13 protein-coding genes and 1 pseudogene are annotated in these 14,159 nt (G+C 67.0%); 8 read left to right on the forward strand and 6 right to left on the reverse strand.

Features of this window, described 5'->3' with window-relative positions; translation table 11 throughout:
* Positions 1–55: 55 nt before the first annotated feature.
* A complete protein-coding gene (locus ACIA8X_RS41330; RefSeq protein WP_399460465.1) occupies positions 56–868 on the reverse strand; it encodes a hypothetical protein in 813 nt (270 codons plus the stop codon).
* A 10-nt stretch (positions 869–878) separates the two neighbouring features.
* Here ACIA8X_RS41330 and ACIA8X_RS41335 point away from each other — a divergent pair, with 10 nt between their 5' ends.
* The gene (locus tag ACIA8X_RS41335; RefSeq protein WP_399460466.1) at positions 879–1,775 is read left to right on the forward strand and encodes a LysR family transcriptional regulator; all 897 of its coding nucleotides are present in this window, start codon (positions 879–881) and stop codon (positions 1,773–1,775) included.
* A gap of 136 nt (positions 1,776–1,911) precedes the next feature.
* Here the strand turns inward: ACIA8X_RS41335 and ACIA8X_RS41340 are convergent, their stop codons facing one another.
* Both ACIA8X_RS41340 and ACIA8X_RS41345 read right to left on the reverse strand, forming a co-directional pair.
* Positions 1,912–2,373 (reverse strand): hypothetical protein, encoded by a 462-nt coding sequence (locus ACIA8X_RS41340; RefSeq protein ID WP_399460467.1) that lies wholly within the window; start codon positions 2,371–2,373, stop codon positions 1,912–1,914.
* Between the two features lie 320 nt (positions 2,374–2,693).
* Positions 2,694–2,917: pseudogene (locus ACIA8X_RS41345) on the reverse strand (IS5/IS1182 family transposase); the annotation flags it as partial.
* A gap of 1,360 nt (positions 2,918–4,277) precedes the next feature.
* Between ACIA8X_RS41345 and ACIA8X_RS41350 the strand changes: the two are divergent.
* From ACIA8X_RS41350 to ACIA8X_RS41375, 6 genes are all read left to right on the forward strand, one after another.
* Positions 4,278–5,750, forward strand: a complete 1,473-nt coding sequence (locus ACIA8X_RS41350; RefSeq protein ID WP_399460468.1) for an MFS transporter — start codon at positions 4,278–4,280, stop codon at positions 5,748–5,750.
* Positions 5,751–5,837: 87 nt separating this feature from the next.
* Positions 5,838–7,181 (forward strand): L-lysine 6-transaminase, encoded by a 1,344-nt coding sequence (gene lat / locus ACIA8X_RS41355; RefSeq protein ID WP_399460469.1) that lies wholly within the window; start codon positions 5,838–5,840, stop codon positions 7,179–7,181.
* Positions 7,178–7,906: a TauD/TfdA family dioxygenase gene (locus ACIA8X_RS41360; protein ID WP_399460470.1), complete on the forward strand. Its 729-nt coding sequence runs from the start codon at positions 7,178–7,180 to the stop codon at positions 7,904–7,906. The genes lat and ACIA8X_RS41360 overlap by 4 nt, the downstream gene beginning before the upstream one ends.
* Positions 7,907–8,050: 144 nt before the next feature.
* Positions 8,051–9,649, forward strand: a complete 1,599-nt coding sequence (locus tag ACIA8X_RS41365) for an aldehyde dehydrogenase family protein (RefSeq protein ID WP_393461095.1) — start codon at positions 8,051–8,053, stop codon at positions 9,647–9,649.
* Complete coding sequence (locus tag ACIA8X_RS41370; protein WP_393461093.1) at positions 9,646–10,929, forward strand: acetyl-CoA carboxylase biotin carboxylase subunit family protein; 1,284 nt, start codon at positions 9,646–9,648, stop codon at positions 10,927–10,929. The genes ACIA8X_RS41365 and ACIA8X_RS41370 overlap by 4 nt, the downstream gene beginning before the upstream one ends.
* A gap of 62 nt (positions 10,930–10,991) precedes the next feature.
* A complete protein-coding gene (locus tag ACIA8X_RS41375) occupies positions 10,992–11,231 on the forward strand; it encodes a hypothetical protein (protein WP_399460471.1) in 240 nt (79 codons plus the stop codon).
* Positions 11,232–11,587: 356 nt separating this feature from the next.
* Here the strand turns inward: ACIA8X_RS41375 and istB are convergent, their stop codons facing one another.
* The 3 genes from istB to ACIA8X_RS41390 are packed head-to-tail and all read right to left on the reverse strand — an operon-like array spanning position 11,588 to position 13,343.
* Positions 11,588–12,358, reverse strand: a complete 771-nt coding sequence (istB, locus tag ACIA8X_RS41380; RefSeq protein ID WP_393461089.1) for an IS21-like element helper ATPase IstB — start codon at positions 12,356–12,358, stop codon at positions 11,588–11,590.
* Positions 12,355–12,486, reverse strand: a complete 132-nt coding sequence (locus ACIA8X_RS41385; RefSeq protein WP_393461087.1) for a hypothetical protein — start codon at positions 12,484–12,486, stop codon at positions 12,355–12,357. The genes istB and ACIA8X_RS41385 overlap by 4 nt, the downstream gene beginning before the upstream one ends.
* Entirely contained in the window at positions 12,483–13,343 is an 861-nt protein-coding gene (locus ACIA8X_RS41390) for a Mu transposase domain-containing protein (RefSeq protein WP_399460472.1), read from the reverse strand. The genes ACIA8X_RS41385 and ACIA8X_RS41390 overlap by 4 nt, the downstream gene beginning before the upstream one ends.
* A 180-nt stretch (positions 13,344–13,523) precedes the next feature.
* On the opposite strand from ACIA8X_RS41390, the gene ACIA8X_RS41395 reads away from it, so the two are divergent.
* On the forward strand, positions 13,524–14,150 hold the full coding sequence (locus ACIA8X_RS41395) for a hypothetical protein (protein ID WP_399460473.1): 627 nt from the start codon (positions 13,524–13,526) through the stop codon (positions 14,148–14,150).
* The last annotated feature ends 9 nt before the right edge of the window (positions 14,151–14,159 follow it).

A 14,159-nucleotide genomic window follows, 5' to 3' on the forward strand; every position in this document is an offset into this window, starting at 1 on the left:
TGGTGCGTTCCGCCTGGTGCGTTCCGCTTGCCGCGTTCTGCTCGGATCGCCCGGCTCAGGCCGAGGGCCCGACGGGGGTCAGCCGCCTTGCCTTGTGAGCGACCGCGGCCGTTGCCAGGGCCGCGGTGATCGCCTGCGCGCTCTCGTCGTCCTTGGCGAGCTCGGGCTGGAACAGCGTGGCCAGGAAGAAGGGGTGGTCCGGGAGTTCCGCGATGCGGACCTCCCCGTCCTCGTCGACGCCGCTCCACCGCATCCCGTGCTGTTGCAGCACGTCGTGGTAGGCGGAGGAAAGGCCGTAGGCACACTGATAGCGGCCCATGATCAGATCCGTGCCGAGGATGCGCTCCGCGAGGGAGCCGAACTGTACGTGTACGGCGCCTTCCCAGGCCATGAGCGAGCAGGCCAGGGGAATGATCAGGTGCTCGTCGGCCCAGGGCGCGTTCTCGGCGTGGCCGATGTCGGGGAACCCGCACTCGTTGCGCGCGAACTCCAGCATGGCGTGCTGGAATCCGCCACACGTTCCCAGGAAGGGGATGCCGTGTACGCGGGCGATGCGCGCGGCCTCCACGGCACCCTTCTCGCTCCGGTAGGGGCTCCCGGGGACCAGCCAGATCGCGTCGAATTCCTTCAGGCTGCGTTCGTCCACGTCGCTGGTGCGCACCCAGTAGGTGTCGATGAGCAGGTCATGGCTGTCCGCGATGGCGGCCAAAAGTTGCGGTACATGGCTGTGCGCACGTACGTGCGAGGCCCTGTCACCCACCAGCGCAACGCAAGTCATACGTCCCCCCCGGGCTGCGGTCATAAGACGCATCATCGCAATCGGACCCCGGCGGACTCCAACAACAATCGCTACAGAATCATTAGCCATACTGATCGGTGTGGATCTTCATGTGCTCAAGACCTTCGTCGCGGTGGCTCAGCGACGGTCGTTCTCGGATGCCGCACGCGCACTGGGGTACACGCAGTCCGCCGTCTCCCAGCAAGTGGCCGCCCTGGAAAATGACCTCGGAGTTCAGCTGCTGAACCGGCGGCCCGTGTCCCTCACTGCGGAAGGGCATCGACTGCTGGAGCACGCACAGCCCCTGCTGCACCGTCTGGAAGCCGCCCGCAGCGATGTCACCCGCCAGTTGACGGCCCCCGCGGGCGCACTGGTCCTCGGCGTCAGCCCCCTCGCGATGACCCGCGAGGCCGTGTCCGCCCTCGCCCTGGCGCGCGCCGCGAGCCCCCGCACCGCCATCACCCTGCGCATGGCCACGCGGGAGGCCATCGCCGCGGAGGTCTCGACGGGCACGTTCGATCTCGGGCTCATCGACGGCATAGGGGCCCCCGACGACCCACTGCCCCTGGTCGACGTCGGCCCTCTCAAGGCCATACGCGTCGCAGAGGAACCCGTGGCCGTCCTCCTCCCCGCCGACCACCCCCTCAAGGGCCGCCCCAGGCTCCACCTGGCCGACCTCTGCGACGCCCAATGGATCGATGCCCCCAGCACGTCGGCCGCCCTCACCGAACTGCGCGCGATCTGTCACAGCAAAGCGTTTCCGGTGTCCCTCCGCTACGAGGGCCTGGACGTACGAACCCTGCAGGGACTGGCCGAAGCGGGTCTCGGCCAGGTCGTACTGCCGTGGTCCGTGGCGAGGGAGAGCACCGTCGGAACGGCCGTCCCCCTCGCGACGCCCCGGATCGTCCACCGGCGCGAGGTCCTCTACAGGCGCAAACTCGACGGCGCCGCCAAGGCGTTGGTCATGCAGCTCATGACGCCAGGCCGGGGCAGCTGAGCATGCGTTCCCCGTGGGCCTCATACGGAAGTCCCTGCTCATGCCTCCGTTTCCTCGGCCGCGGCGCAGAGGTGGTGATGGCGCGCCGCGGGCGGATGCCGACTTGCACGGGTACCCGATGAACCATCTGGGACGATCAGCGAGCCCACTCGCGTGCAACCGGTGCAACGGAACCAGGGGCCGAGGTGGCGATATGCGGCTGGTCTTCGTGGACGACAGCGGGCAGCGGCAGCCTCGGCGAGCTCGTCGCTGTGGGCGCGGTCATGTTCCCGGAAGACCAAGTCGCGACGCACAGCCGAGAGGTCGCCAACCTTCGAATCGAGATCGGGATGCCCGACGAGGAGGAGTTCAATTGCAGCGCCCCGGCCGCCAAGGAGAGGGAGACCTCTACGGCCTCGAACGCGAGCTCCTCCAGGAGTTGCCGGCCCAGATCGGCGTGCCCGCCGGCGTACCCGCCGGGCACGCCACCGAGTGGTTCGTCGCCCTCTTCTTCCGCGAGGTCACCGCCTACCTGCGCCACCCAGAAGGACCCACCCGCAATCGCGGCACGCACACGGGTCGCCGAAACGATCGCCGCGCGCCAACCCCACGTGGTCATCGCCCACTCCCTCGGCTCCCCCCTGGCCGTCCCGCATGCCGTCTTGCACCGTCGCGGCAGACCACTCGACGCCAGGGCGGAAGACGTTCGCGAGTCACCGAGCTGGCGCGCAGCGCCCCCGGGTGGCCGATGACGCGACCGCTTTGGTGAGTGGACCCTTGAGTACCCCTACCACCGCCTCACGCTCAGACATCGGCATCCACCGCTCCGGGGTGCGGCGGATCCTGCCGGCCGAGGGGCTCCGCCGACGCCGCCCTCACCCTGGGTCACCCGGACCCGGATTTCGCCCCGAAGGACCCAGGTCATCGGCCTCTGGCCGCGGTGGCGATGACGTTGAGCGGGGTGCCGTGTCCGTCGCAGATCAGGTGGTGTCCGCTGCCCGTCTTCCGCCGGTCGACCGGCGACGGGCCGGTGTCGGCTCCCCCTTCTTTCCGCGGGGGTGTGCGGAGCCGTCCACTCACGCCCGAGACCAGTCGAGTTCGTCGGCCGCGTTCGATTCGGCGAGCAGGATGCGGTGCAGCTGGTCGACGCCGGCCGCAGGCCAGGTAGTTGCAGAGGATTGCGTCACGAGCTCTGAGTGAACAAGCTCATAAGGCGCGCCGAAAGTATGTCACAAACGCCGTTAAACCGGTCAAATCGAAGCGAGGGTATGCGGAGTGCCAGTGATTCCCTCAGCGCAGGGCCAGCAAACAGAGATCCGGCAAAAACTTCACCGCACTTGCTCAAGATTCTCCCAGGACTCTTATGAGACACCTTGGCGGCCTGAAATGATCGTTGACGAGGCAACGGAGGATCGGAATGATCGTAAGTCGCGGGGGCGGAATTCCGTTCCTCGTGCCAACTTTCAGTCCCGTACATGGCCGACAGGATTTCCGTGTTTCTCTCTGAGCGTGTATTGATTACCTCCCCTCAGAAAATTGGCACCCATCTTGTCCAGGAACTCATGCTTGAACTGGACTTCAAGCCAGTCGGTGCGACTCGCCCCTCCTCGCGCAATACTCCAGCCTTCAGTGATATCCAGCGGCGGGCTTTAGCCCGGCTGGTGCACAGGACGCCGAGTTCGAAGACATCATGCGGCCGGAGAATGCGTCGGATTTCATCAGCAGAACCGATGAAGCCTGGAAGGCTTTGTGTGGGAGTCGGTACCGGCGCTTCGGACCACTGCAACGAACCCCAGGATGGGAAGTACTCGATTCTCTGATACGCCGGCCGAACTGTGCTGAATATGGCATGACCTGGATATCGCGACGAGAGACGGGCTACGACCCTCACCGGCTTTCCCCCAGCTAGAACGTACTCGTCGAGGAGAAGGTCGGGGGTCAGGAGTTCTCCGTGGAGGCCCTGGTTCAGCACGGTCGGCCAGTATGTGCCTCGGTGACCGCCAAGGAGACCACAGAGTCGGTCTTGAGCTCGTTCGTGGAGCTCTCGCACAGTGTGCCTTGCGCGTCCGCCCCGGCGACCAGCGCCTTGCTGGAGGCAAACTGCGAGGTGCTGGAGCGGCTGGGCTTTGAGGACGGATCGCGCACTCGGAAGCGCCTGACGGCTGACGGCCACCCCCGCCTGATGAAAGCGTCCCGGCCCCCGGCGACTGCCCGGCGCCCGGGACGCTTTCATCACGGCTGGTCTGCTCGACGCCTCCCGAGCCTCGCTCTGCCGGCCCTCAGCTCTGCCGTGGTGGACGGGCTCCACCTGATCGCAGCCTGAACAGGCCGCAGCCGACGGGCCGTTTTCCCGTACATAGTGAGACGAGACGCATGCGAAGCAGGAAGCAGCCAAAGACACCCGAGGAATCCTACGAACCGCCAGGTGACGTGCGACCCGGAGCGGGTGGCGCCCTCGCCCGAAACCGGGCGGACGTCGTCGACGGTCCGGTTCCCGGCGGGCCGACGGTCCGCCGTCGGCCCGTGGTCGTCGCCCTGATGCTCGTCATGGCGCTGGCGGCCATGGACTCGACCGTGATCGCCACGTGCATTCCCCAGATCGTCAGCGACCTGGGCGGACTGGCCTATTTCGCGTGGCTGATCGCGGGCTACCTGCTCGCCGTGACCGTGATGCTTCCTGTGTATGGCAGGTTGGCCGACCTGTACGGGCGTCAGCGCGCGCTCATCGTCGGGGTATCGGTCTTCCTGCTGGGATCGGCTTTGTGTGCCGTGGCGTGGAACATGCCGTCGCTGATCACCTTCCGTGTCCTGCAAGGCCTGGGCGGCGGAGCCATCCAGGGGCTGGTTCAGACCATCGCTGGGGACCTGTACGACAAGCAGGAGCGCGGAAAGATCCAGGCTGCCCTGTCCACCGTCTGGGTCTCGGCAGCGGTGGCCGGGCCGGCCTTGGGCGGCGTCTTCGTGACGTATGCCTCATGGCGTTGGATCTTCTTGCTCAACCTGCCCCTCGGACTGTTCTGCCTGCTCCAGATCCGGCGCCACCTGAACGATCAACCTCAGACAGGGACGTCGGTACGCGTGGACTGGCTCGGTGCGGCCGGTGTGTTCGCGGCGACCGGGCTGTTTCTCGCCGCTCTGACCCGTGCGGGAACGGCGCCCTGGCTGTCCGCCGGCACCGTGGCTCTTCTCACCGGCGCGGCAGTGTGCACGGTCGCAACGGTGTTCGTGGAACGGGGTGCGCAACAGCCGCTGATCCCGGGGTGGGTGTGGCGTCGCCGAGTGATGGTCGCAGGCAACCTCGCCATGGCTGGGCTCGGCCTGGTCGCGACTGCTCCGACCCTCATCCTCCCGGTCTACGGGCAGACGGTACTCGGACTGAGCCCCCTCGGAGCGGGATTCCTGCTCGGAGTGCTCATGGTGAGCTGGCCCCTGTCGGCGGCATTCGTGAACCGCGCCTATCTGCGGATGGGTTTCCGGGACACCGCGTTGCTCGGCACCAGCGGTGCCGCTCTGGCAGCAGCATCGTTCGCGCTGCTGCCAGAGCGCCCACCCATCTGGCAGCCGATCGTCATCATGCTGGTGCTGGGTGTCTCGCTCGGCTTCTTCCAACCACCCCTGATCGTCGGCGTCCAGTCCACGGTCACCTGGGGCGAGCGGGCGACCGCCACCTCGTCGATCGTGTTCTGGCGTCAGATCGGCCAGAGCTTCGGCGCGGCACTCTTCGGCACGATTGCCAACGAGTCGCTGCGTGCGGGGGGACCGGCACACTCGTCCCCGCCAGGTCGCCCGGCCGGCCTGGACTCGCTCTCTTCCGCCCTGGGCCATGGGCGTGCCGTATCGCCGCGACTGGCCGCGTTCCTGCAGCACGCTGTCTCCGACGCCACGGGCCGGATCTTCGCCACCGCTGCGGGCGCCGCGGCCCTGGCCTTCGGAGTACTGCTGTTCGTCGCACCGCGGGTTTTTCCGGCGGTGGATGAGACGCCACCTGGAACTTGAATCCCTCACCGCAGTCCGCCGAATTTCAAAAAATCTCGAAATAAGCCCGTAGAAAGCGCTTACGCACGATCCTTCTGGGGGGAGATAATGCCCGAACCCATAGACGTCCTGAGCTCCTTGGGGCGCCACATCCTGGTGGATGGATACGACTTCGTTCTCGATCTGGAGAAGAGTAGTGGAACGACACTTGTAGAAGCCCGGTCCGGTGAGGAGTACCTTGATCTCTTCACCTTCTTCTCTTCGCTGCCGCTGGGGATGAACCATGGCGGATTGGCCCAGGACGAGTCTTTTCTGGCCAAACTCGGCCGGGCCGCCCTGCACAAGGTGAGCAACCACGACATGTACACCGTCGAGTACGCCGAATTCGTCGACACCTTCGCTCGCGTACTTGGCGATCCGGAACTGCCGCACCTTTTCTTCATCGACGGCGGCGCCCTGGCCGTGGAGAACGCGCTGAAAGTGGCGTTCGACTGGAAGGCACAGCGACCCTCCGCGCCCGCCGACGGCGGGCAGTTGATGGCACTGCACCTGACCAGGGCGTTTCATGGACGCAGCGGCTACACGATGTCGATGACCAATACGGATCCGACGAAAACGCTGCACTATCCGCAGTTCGAGTGGCCTCGACTGACCACTCCGGAACAGCGCTTTCCAGAAGACCGGTGGAAGGCCGAAAATCGGCGTGCTGACGAGGAGGCGCTTCGCGAGGCTCGCACCCTGATGGAGGAGGCGGGCGGCCGGATCGCCTGCTTCATCGCCGAGCCTATTCTTGGGGAGGGGGGTGACATCCACCTCAGCGCGGATTTTCTTCGCGGAATGCAGGAGCTGTGCCGGGAGTTCGACGCCCTTTTCGTCGTCGATGAAGTCCAGACCGGCTGCGGAGCGACGGGAACAGCATGGGCGTACCAGCAACTTGATCTGCAACCCGATGTCGTGGCTTTCGGAAAGAAGACCCAGGTCTGCGGTGTCATGGCCGGCCGGCGCGTCGACCTGGTGGAAAGCAACGTGTTCGCCGTTCCGTCCCGTATCAGCTCGACCTGGGGCGGCAATCTCGCCGATATGGTCCGGGGCACCCGCATCCTGGAAATCATCGAGAAGGACGGCCTCGTCCCAGCCGCGGCCGCCCACGGCGCCGTCCTACTGGACTTGCTGAGGGACCTCGAGAGGCGACACCCGGACCTGGTCACGAACGCACGCGGTCGCGGGCTCATGGCCGCCATCGATCTGCCCGACGGCACCCTGCGTGACGAGGTCGTGGAGCGGCTGCGGTCCGAGGAACGCGTCATGGCCCTCCCGAGCGGGAACCGCACGCTGCGCTTCAGGCCCCCGCTCACCATCACAGTCCACGAACTCACCACTGCGGTCGGCGCGATCGACCGCGTCCTCAGCACCATCCACGAGCACACCACACGGATCCAGGAGGAAGCATGAGCAGCACTACGACCATCGACAGCCGTCTGAGCTACTCCGAGTACACCCAGGAGGAGTTCCAACGCCTGCTGGACGAACACGGCTACGTGTACATGAACGAGATACCCGCGGACTTCGACCACGAGTCCTTCATGCGTGGGTTCGGAGAGTTCATGCCGCAGTACGACGGCCAGAAGGTGTGGTCCGTGAAGTCGCAGAAGCGCTTCGAGAACATGTACCACTCCCTCAACACCCGTGCGCTGTACCCGCACACGGAGTGCTACGAGTTCCCGGAGGCGTCCCCGCAGTACCTCGGACTGTGGGGCGTGGTCCGCGCCAGTGACGGCGGCGGCCAGACGACCCTGCTGGACGGCAGGAAGTTCATCGCGACCCTCACGGACGATGAGCGGCAGCAGTTGTCGAGCCGGCGCTACGAGTACGTCTCCGCGGACGGCGTGCTGGAGATGAAGCTGGGGCGCACCGCTGTCCATCCGATGTACGAGATCCGTGAGGGCCGCGAACCGATCTTCCGGTTCAGCTACAACAACGTGAACCACAACGACGATCCGTTTCTGCTCGACATCCGGGATCGAGTCGTCGAGTTCTTCGAGAAGAACCACGTCGCCGTGGACATCGAGCCGGGCGCGATTCTGATCTGGAACAACCACCGGGTGCTGCACTCCCGCACCGCCTACACCGACGAGCGCCGCCACCTGCGCCGAGTCTGGCTCGCCGAGGCGGCGTAACGCCCCTCATCCGACCGGAAGGCTGCGCCCCCCGCTCCGCCGGCGACGCTTCGGCGCCGTCCGGCGGAGCGGCGGGCCGCCCTTCGGTCCCCGCAGCGGCGCCCTCACCGTTCCCGCACGAGACAGAATTGGAAAGACCCGTTGATGCAACCCACCCAGGAACCCTCGCTTTCCGCGCCGCACTTGTGGACGGACGTGGGCGGCGCTGCCTTGCGCACCGAAGCCACGGCGACGACCTCCGTCAATCCCGCCCAGCTCGACGACATCGTGGCCGTCGCACATCTGGCTGGTCCGGAAGCAATGCTGCGGGCCTGCCAGGACGCCAAGGAACGGGCGCCCGCCTGGGCGGGGCTGCCGGCCCCCCTGCGTGGGCAGGTCATAGCCAACCTGGGTCTCCTGGTCACCCGGAACAAGTCCGCCCTGGCTGACCTCATCGTCCGGGAGATGGGCAAGACACGGGTCGAAGCCCTCGGCGAGGTGCAGGAGATCATCGACACCTGCGCCTACTTCGCCAGCGAGGGCCGCAGACTTTACGGCCAGACGGTGCCGAGCGAGATGCGCGACAAGCAACTGCTCACCTTCCGGCGCCCGCTCGGTGTGGTCGCGGTCATCACCGCGGCCAATTTCCCGGCCGCCGTGCCGTCCTGGTACATCGTGCCGGCGCTCGTGGCCGGCAACACCGTCGTGTGGAAGCCGTCCGAGCTCGTCCCTATGATCAGCAAGGCCCTCCTCACGCTGCTGCACAAGGCCGGGGTTCCCGCGGGAGTCGTCAATCTGGTCCTGGCCGACGGGCCTTCGACGTTCACCGGACTCACTCGGGCACTGGAGCAGGGCCTGGTGGACCAGGTCGGCTTCACCGGTTCGACAACGGTGGGCACCATGATCAGCGAGTTGTGCGGACGGCATCGGCAGAGCCCGTGCCTGGAGCTGGGTGGCAAGAATCCGATGGTCGTCATGCCCGACGCCGATCTGGACCGGGCCGTCGAGGGTGCCCTGTTCAGCGGGTTCGCGACGGGCGGTCAGCGGTGCACCTCCCTTGGCACGCTCATCGTCCACGAGTCCGTACACGGTGAAGTGCTCCACCGGCTGGACGCCGCACTGCGCGCAGCCCCGATCGGGGATCCGCATGGCGAGGTGCTGTACGGGCCGCTCATCGATGAGCGGTACCTCTCGGGGTACCTGGACTGGCTGGATACGGTCAAGAGCCACCACGCGCTGTACGGTTCCGACGGAGTGGGCCGTATCGAGTCGTCCAATCCACGTAAGGGATTCGTGGGTGACCCGGACAGAGGGGTTTTCGCCCATCCGGTGATCGTCGACGGTGTCGCGCCCGACGACGAGATCTACCGCGAGGAGACCTTCGGCCCGCTCATCGGCGTAGCCACGTTCTCGACGTTCGACGAGGCCGTGCAACTGGCCAACGGGCACCGGTATGGCCTGTCGGCCGCCGTGTACACCTCTGACCCCGGCACCGCCTTCCGGTTCGCCGAGCAGGTTGGCTGCGGCATGCTCAGCGTCAACAACTCGACGGTGGGGGCCGAAGCACACCTGCCGTTCGGCGGAAACGGCCGCTCCGGCAACGGAAGCCGCCAGTCGGGATTCTGGATGCTCGACCAGGTCACGCGCTGGCAGTCGGTGAACTGGGACTACGGCTCCGGACTGCGCCGGGCGCAGATCGACGTCGAGGTGCCCGAAGCGGAACTTGACTTCACCCTGGTCGACACAGAGGGACAGCAAGCATGAGTCATCTGGTCTTCCTGGAAAGCACGCCCCTGGGAAACCACGCCCTCGCTTACGCGCGGGACAAGGGACACCGGACCACGCTCCTGAGGTCGGCCCAGTACGACTTCTTTCTGACGCCCGAGGTCCGCACCAGGGCCGTGAGCCTGGCTGACCAGGTCGTCGAGGTCGACGACCTGTCGGACGTCGATGCTGTGCGGCAGGCCATGCAGTCGGCCGATGTGCCGCCATTCGATGCCGTCCTGACGGTCGTACAGTTCTGTGTCACCTCCGCTGCACACCTGGCTCGGGCGTGCGGTGTACGCGGTCCCTCGCCCACCGCCGTCGAGGCCGCGAAGGACAAGTCCCGCTGCCGCCAGATCCTCGATGAGCACGCGATCCCCAACCTGCGCCACTTCGTCGTCACGTCCTGCGGCGAGGCGCTCGAGGCCGCCGACGCACTGGGGTATCCCGTGGTGATCAAACCGGTGTCCGGCACCGGCAAGCTGGTCACGACGATGGCTCGTGGGGAGCGGGACATCACCCTCCATTTCGCGGAGGTCGCAGCGCGGCGTGATGCCCTGGAGCCCGCGCTCACCGATGACATCGGTGAGAACTTCATCGTGGAGGAAGTGGCCGTTGGCCCCCTGTACTCGGTCGAGGTGGCCACGGACGGACGGTCCACCGTCCCGTTGGCGGCGATTCGCCGCAAGGTCGGCCGGGACAATCCGCTGCTCGAACTTGGCTCCACCATGCCAACCGGCCTGCCAGGCCCGGAAGAGGACGAGCTCGGCGCGTACTGTGTCCGGGTCTGTCAGGCACTCGGGCTGGATCTGGGGATTTTCCACGTCGAGGCCATTCGTACCGCTGAGGGCTTCCGTCTCATCGAGGTCAATCCCCGTATCGGGGGCGGCATGGTGCCGGACGTCATCCGCGCGGCCACCGACACCAACCTCTTCGAGATCCTGGTCGATCTGTACGCCGGCAGCCCGGCACCGGCGCGTCCGCTCGCGGTCGGACGCGGGGCCACCAACTACTTTCTCGGCGTGGAGCGCCCCCGCACCGTGCGCGCCGACCTGCCCGAGGACTGGTTCGAGGGATTCCGGCCCAGGCTGGAATTCGGGTCCTCAACCATCCGCGCGGGAATGCAGCTGCGCGCCATGGAGGGAAATCTGGACAGATACGGCACGCTCCAAGTCACCGCGCAGGATTCGGAACAGGCCGAGCGCGACTGCGCCGACATCGCTGCGGCCATGGAATCGGTCCTCGGCATCGATTTCGTTGCGACGGCACCACGCCCGTAGCTCCTCGCCGGGCGATGCCCCTTCGCCACAGAGGTCATCGTCCCGATGGTTCGCCGGAGTCCTTGCGCGGAACCGTGCCCTCGCAGGAGGAGACCCGCAGGGTACGCCGGCTGATCGAGCGGGTGAAGTCCGATCTCGGTGACCTCACGGCCGAGGAGCAGGCCCAGATCGGCGCGGCCGTCGCCGTCGTACGCCGTAGCCGGAGCATGATGCTCGGCATGCCCCGCATCGGCCGGCCCCTGCCCGACGTCCACACCATGAGGTCCGTTGAGCAGGGCCATGGCCGACGGTCGCCGCGCTGACATTGAAGGCCGCCACCAGCGGGTGAAAACCGCCCTCGCTCAGGCCACCCGCAACGGCACGGCGATCAGCGTGAGCGGCATCGCCCGTCCCGCGGTGCGCCATTCCGGCCGGTAGTGGATCAAGGCGTTGCGGAGGCGCCCCAGCGTCTTGGCTGGCCCGTATGGTGCGCCTTCCTCATCGAATGAGTCCCTGTCCAGACTCTCAAGGACCTTCTGAGCCCGCTCCACCAGCGATGGCCCCCACCTACCTCAAGGTTGCCTTCAGGAGCCGACTCCAGCAGTTCAAGGAGTGCGGCTTCCAGGAAGGCTGCCGCCGTCAGGACGGCGGCCACCACGTTCGCGCTGCCGGCGCCCCGTTAGGGCGCCGCCGGCCCGCCACCACCGTGTAAGAAGGGTCTCGGGACTTGCGCGCCGCCGAAAGTGAGCCGGTCCACGATCGCCGCGCAGAGCCGGGGATCGGTGAAGGTCTTCGTCCAGCCTCCGAACGACTCGTTCGAAGCGATGGCCACGGACGCCTTTTCCTCCCGCTCGGTTAACACCTGGAACAGCAGTTCAGCGCCGCGGCGGTCCAGTTCCATGTAGCCGAGTTCGTCGATCGCTAGGAGATCGACGCGGCCGTAGCGGGCGATGGTCTTGGTCAGTTGCCGTTCGTCGGCGGCCTCGACGAGTTCGTTGACGAGCTTGGCGGCCAGCACGTAGCGGACCCTGAAGCCGGCCATGGCGGCCTCGGTTCCCAGCGCGATCAGCAGGTGCGAATTGCCGGTGCCGGAGTCGCCGATCAGGCAGAGCGGCTCACCCTTCTTGATCCATTCGCAGGAGGCGAGAGTGTGGATGGCGGCCGCGTCGATGTTGGGGTTGGCGTCGAAGTCGAAGTCCCGAAGCGACTTCTGGCGGGGGAAGCCGGCCGCCTTGATGCGGCGCTCGGAGCGTCGGCGGGCCCGGTCGTCGCACTCGGCCATCAGCAGTTCCGCGAGGAAGCCGCGGTAGGTCATCTGCTCGCGGGCTGCCGCAGCGGCGACGTCGGGAAACTGGGCCCGGATCGTGGGCAGCCGCAGCATCCGGCAGGCACTGTCGATGGCGGCGTCGGCGGCCTGCTCGGTCAGGCCCCGGTGGCGTTGAGCGGTCACGGCACTTCTCCCTTGGGACGGTCGGTGGCGGGCCGGTGTCGTAGCAGCGCGTCGTAGGCGGTCAGCGACGGCAGCGGCCGGGTGTCGGCGGGCAGGCGGGCCAGCCTGCGGGCGGTCAGCGAGGTCACCGGTGAGGGCTCTGGATTGTCCGACCGCTGCTGTGGGCAGGCGGGTGGTCGGCGTCGGCGGCCTTGCGGGCTTCCAGCGCGACCGCGTGCGCGGTCAGGGCGCCGACCTGCAGGGCAGCGGCGATGCCGGCCACCACGTGTTCGTGGGTCGTGTGCCGGTGCAGCAGCAGGACCTCGATCAGCGTGCGCGTGCCCTCGGCGTCGCCGTGCGCTTTGCGTACCGCCTCCCACCAGGCGTCGTGCACCGGCGTGAAGCGGCCGGCGGCGCGGGCTTGGTCCAGCGCGGTGGCTCCGGGCAGAGCGCCCGGCTTGCGAAGCGGGGCCTCCAGGTAGTGGCCGAGTTCAAGGCGGACACCCCCCTTGGCGACCAGGCGCTCGTGCCGGGCGACTTCGGTGCGGCCGTCGTAGATGACCACTTCGGAGGCGTGCAGCAGAACCCGCACCTGCTGTCCGATCAGCCGCACCGGGACCGAGTAGCGATTGGTGCGGACGCTGACTTGTCCGTAGCGGTCCACCCGCGGGCTCGACCAGCGGCCGGTCTCGAACGGCTCGTCGGGTAGCGGTTTGAGCAGGGGCTGTTCGACCGCGAAGTACTCGCCCACTGTCCGGGGCCTGGCGCCGATGCGACGTTGGTCGTCTGCCGCATCCCATTCGTCGATGCGCGCATTGAGCTCGGCCAGGGTCGGTGTCTCGGGAACCGGGACCAGGTGGTTGCGGCGGAAGCGCCCGACCTCGCCCTCGACGCCGCCCTTCTCGTGCGCGCCCTTGAGGCCGGGCTGGCAGTAGAAGACCTCCAGGCCGAACCTCCGTGGGGTCGCGAATTCTGAAGGGTGCCCGGGCTGAACCCACGTGTACATGCGTGCATTTGGCCTGGATGAGCACGCTGGTTCACAGCCTGTTTCCGAGACCCTGGGGTCTGCCCGTCAGTAGGCTTGGGCCCGGCGGGCTGTAGGTCGTCTTCCCTGGGGTCGAGACGGCCCTCGAGCAGACTCATCGAATCCGCTCGCCCGTGGATCAGGATCACGGTGGGGGCTTCTATGAGCAGCGCCGACTGGGCGGCGTGGACAGGTTCTTTGGGTACGATCTCCGCCATCGCGGTAGCCATTGGTATTGGCTTGGTGCAGCTCCGGGCGCAGCGGAAGATGAGCGCGATCGAGCGGACCATCGCGCTGCACGAGGTTCTCACGACTGGTGAGATCGGTAACGCACGTGGCCGCCTGTCCAGGCACATGTGGCGCACCGCCAGGGAGGCCGGCGGTGAAGCCGTCGCCTGGCAGCCGCGCTGGCAGGAACTGGTGGGCTATCAGTACATACAAAACCTGGGCAGCAACGACCTCTCAATCTACCCGCCGGACATGCAGGCACCCCCTGAACAGACACCGCTACGTGACCTCTACTCGGTCCTGTGGGCCTTCGAACGGATCGCGGAAGCCGACCGGAGTGGCCTGCTCGATCAGGAGCTGACGCGGAGCATGCTGGCCTCCCACGCCGTGTGGTGGGCGGTGATGTGCGAGCACATCACCGTGGATCAGACGCGGTTCGTGGCCGGGTTGAAAGAGTTCGCCGCAAGGTATTCCACCGAAGACCTGGCGTCCTGGGCCCAGTTGAGCTTCCTGCTGACGCCACATCCGCTGCCGAGCGGACCGGCTACGGGAGCATCATGAGTAGCCTGC

The sequence above is a fragment of the Streptomyces sp. NPDC051738 genome, assembly GCF_044453205.1.
Lineage (GTDB): Bacteria > Actinomycetota > Actinomycetes > Streptomycetales > Streptomycetaceae > Streptomyces.

What these genes read in the sequence shown, in the direction of transcription:
- ACIA8X_RS41330 (WP_399460465.1), bottom strand. Translation starts at nt 868, where the DNA reads ATGGCTAATGATTCTGTAGCGATTGTTGTTGGAGTCCGCCGGGGTCCG.
- ACIA8X_RS41340 (WP_399460467.1), bottom strand. Translation starts at nt 2,373, where the DNA reads ATGACCACGTGGGGTTGGCGCGCGGCGATCGTTTCGGCGACCCGTGTG.
- lat (WP_399460469.1), top strand. Translation starts at nt 5,838, where the DNA reads ATGCCCGAACCCATAGACGTCCTGAGCTCCTTGGGGCGCCACATCCTG.
- ACIA8X_RS41360 (WP_399460470.1), top strand. Translation starts at nt 7,178, where the DNA reads ATGAGCAGCACTACGACCATCGACAGCCGTCTGAGCTACTCCGAGTAC.
- ACIA8X_RS41365 (WP_393461095.1), top strand. Translation starts at nt 8,051, where the DNA reads ATGCAACCCACCCAGGAACCCTCGCTTTCCGCGCCGCACTTGTGGACG.
- ACIA8X_RS41370 (WP_393461093.1), top strand. Translation starts at nt 9,646, where the DNA reads ATGAGTCATCTGGTCTTCCTGGAAAGCACGCCCCTGGGAAACCACGCC.
- ACIA8X_RS41390 (WP_399460472.1), bottom strand. Translation starts at nt 13,343, where the DNA reads ATGTACACGTGGGTTCAGCCCGGGCACCCTTCAGAATTCGCGACCCCA.
- ACIA8X_RS41395 (WP_399460473.1), top strand. Translation starts at nt 13,524, where the DNA reads ATGAGCAGCGCCGACTGGGCGGCGTGGACAGGTTCTTTGGGTACGATC.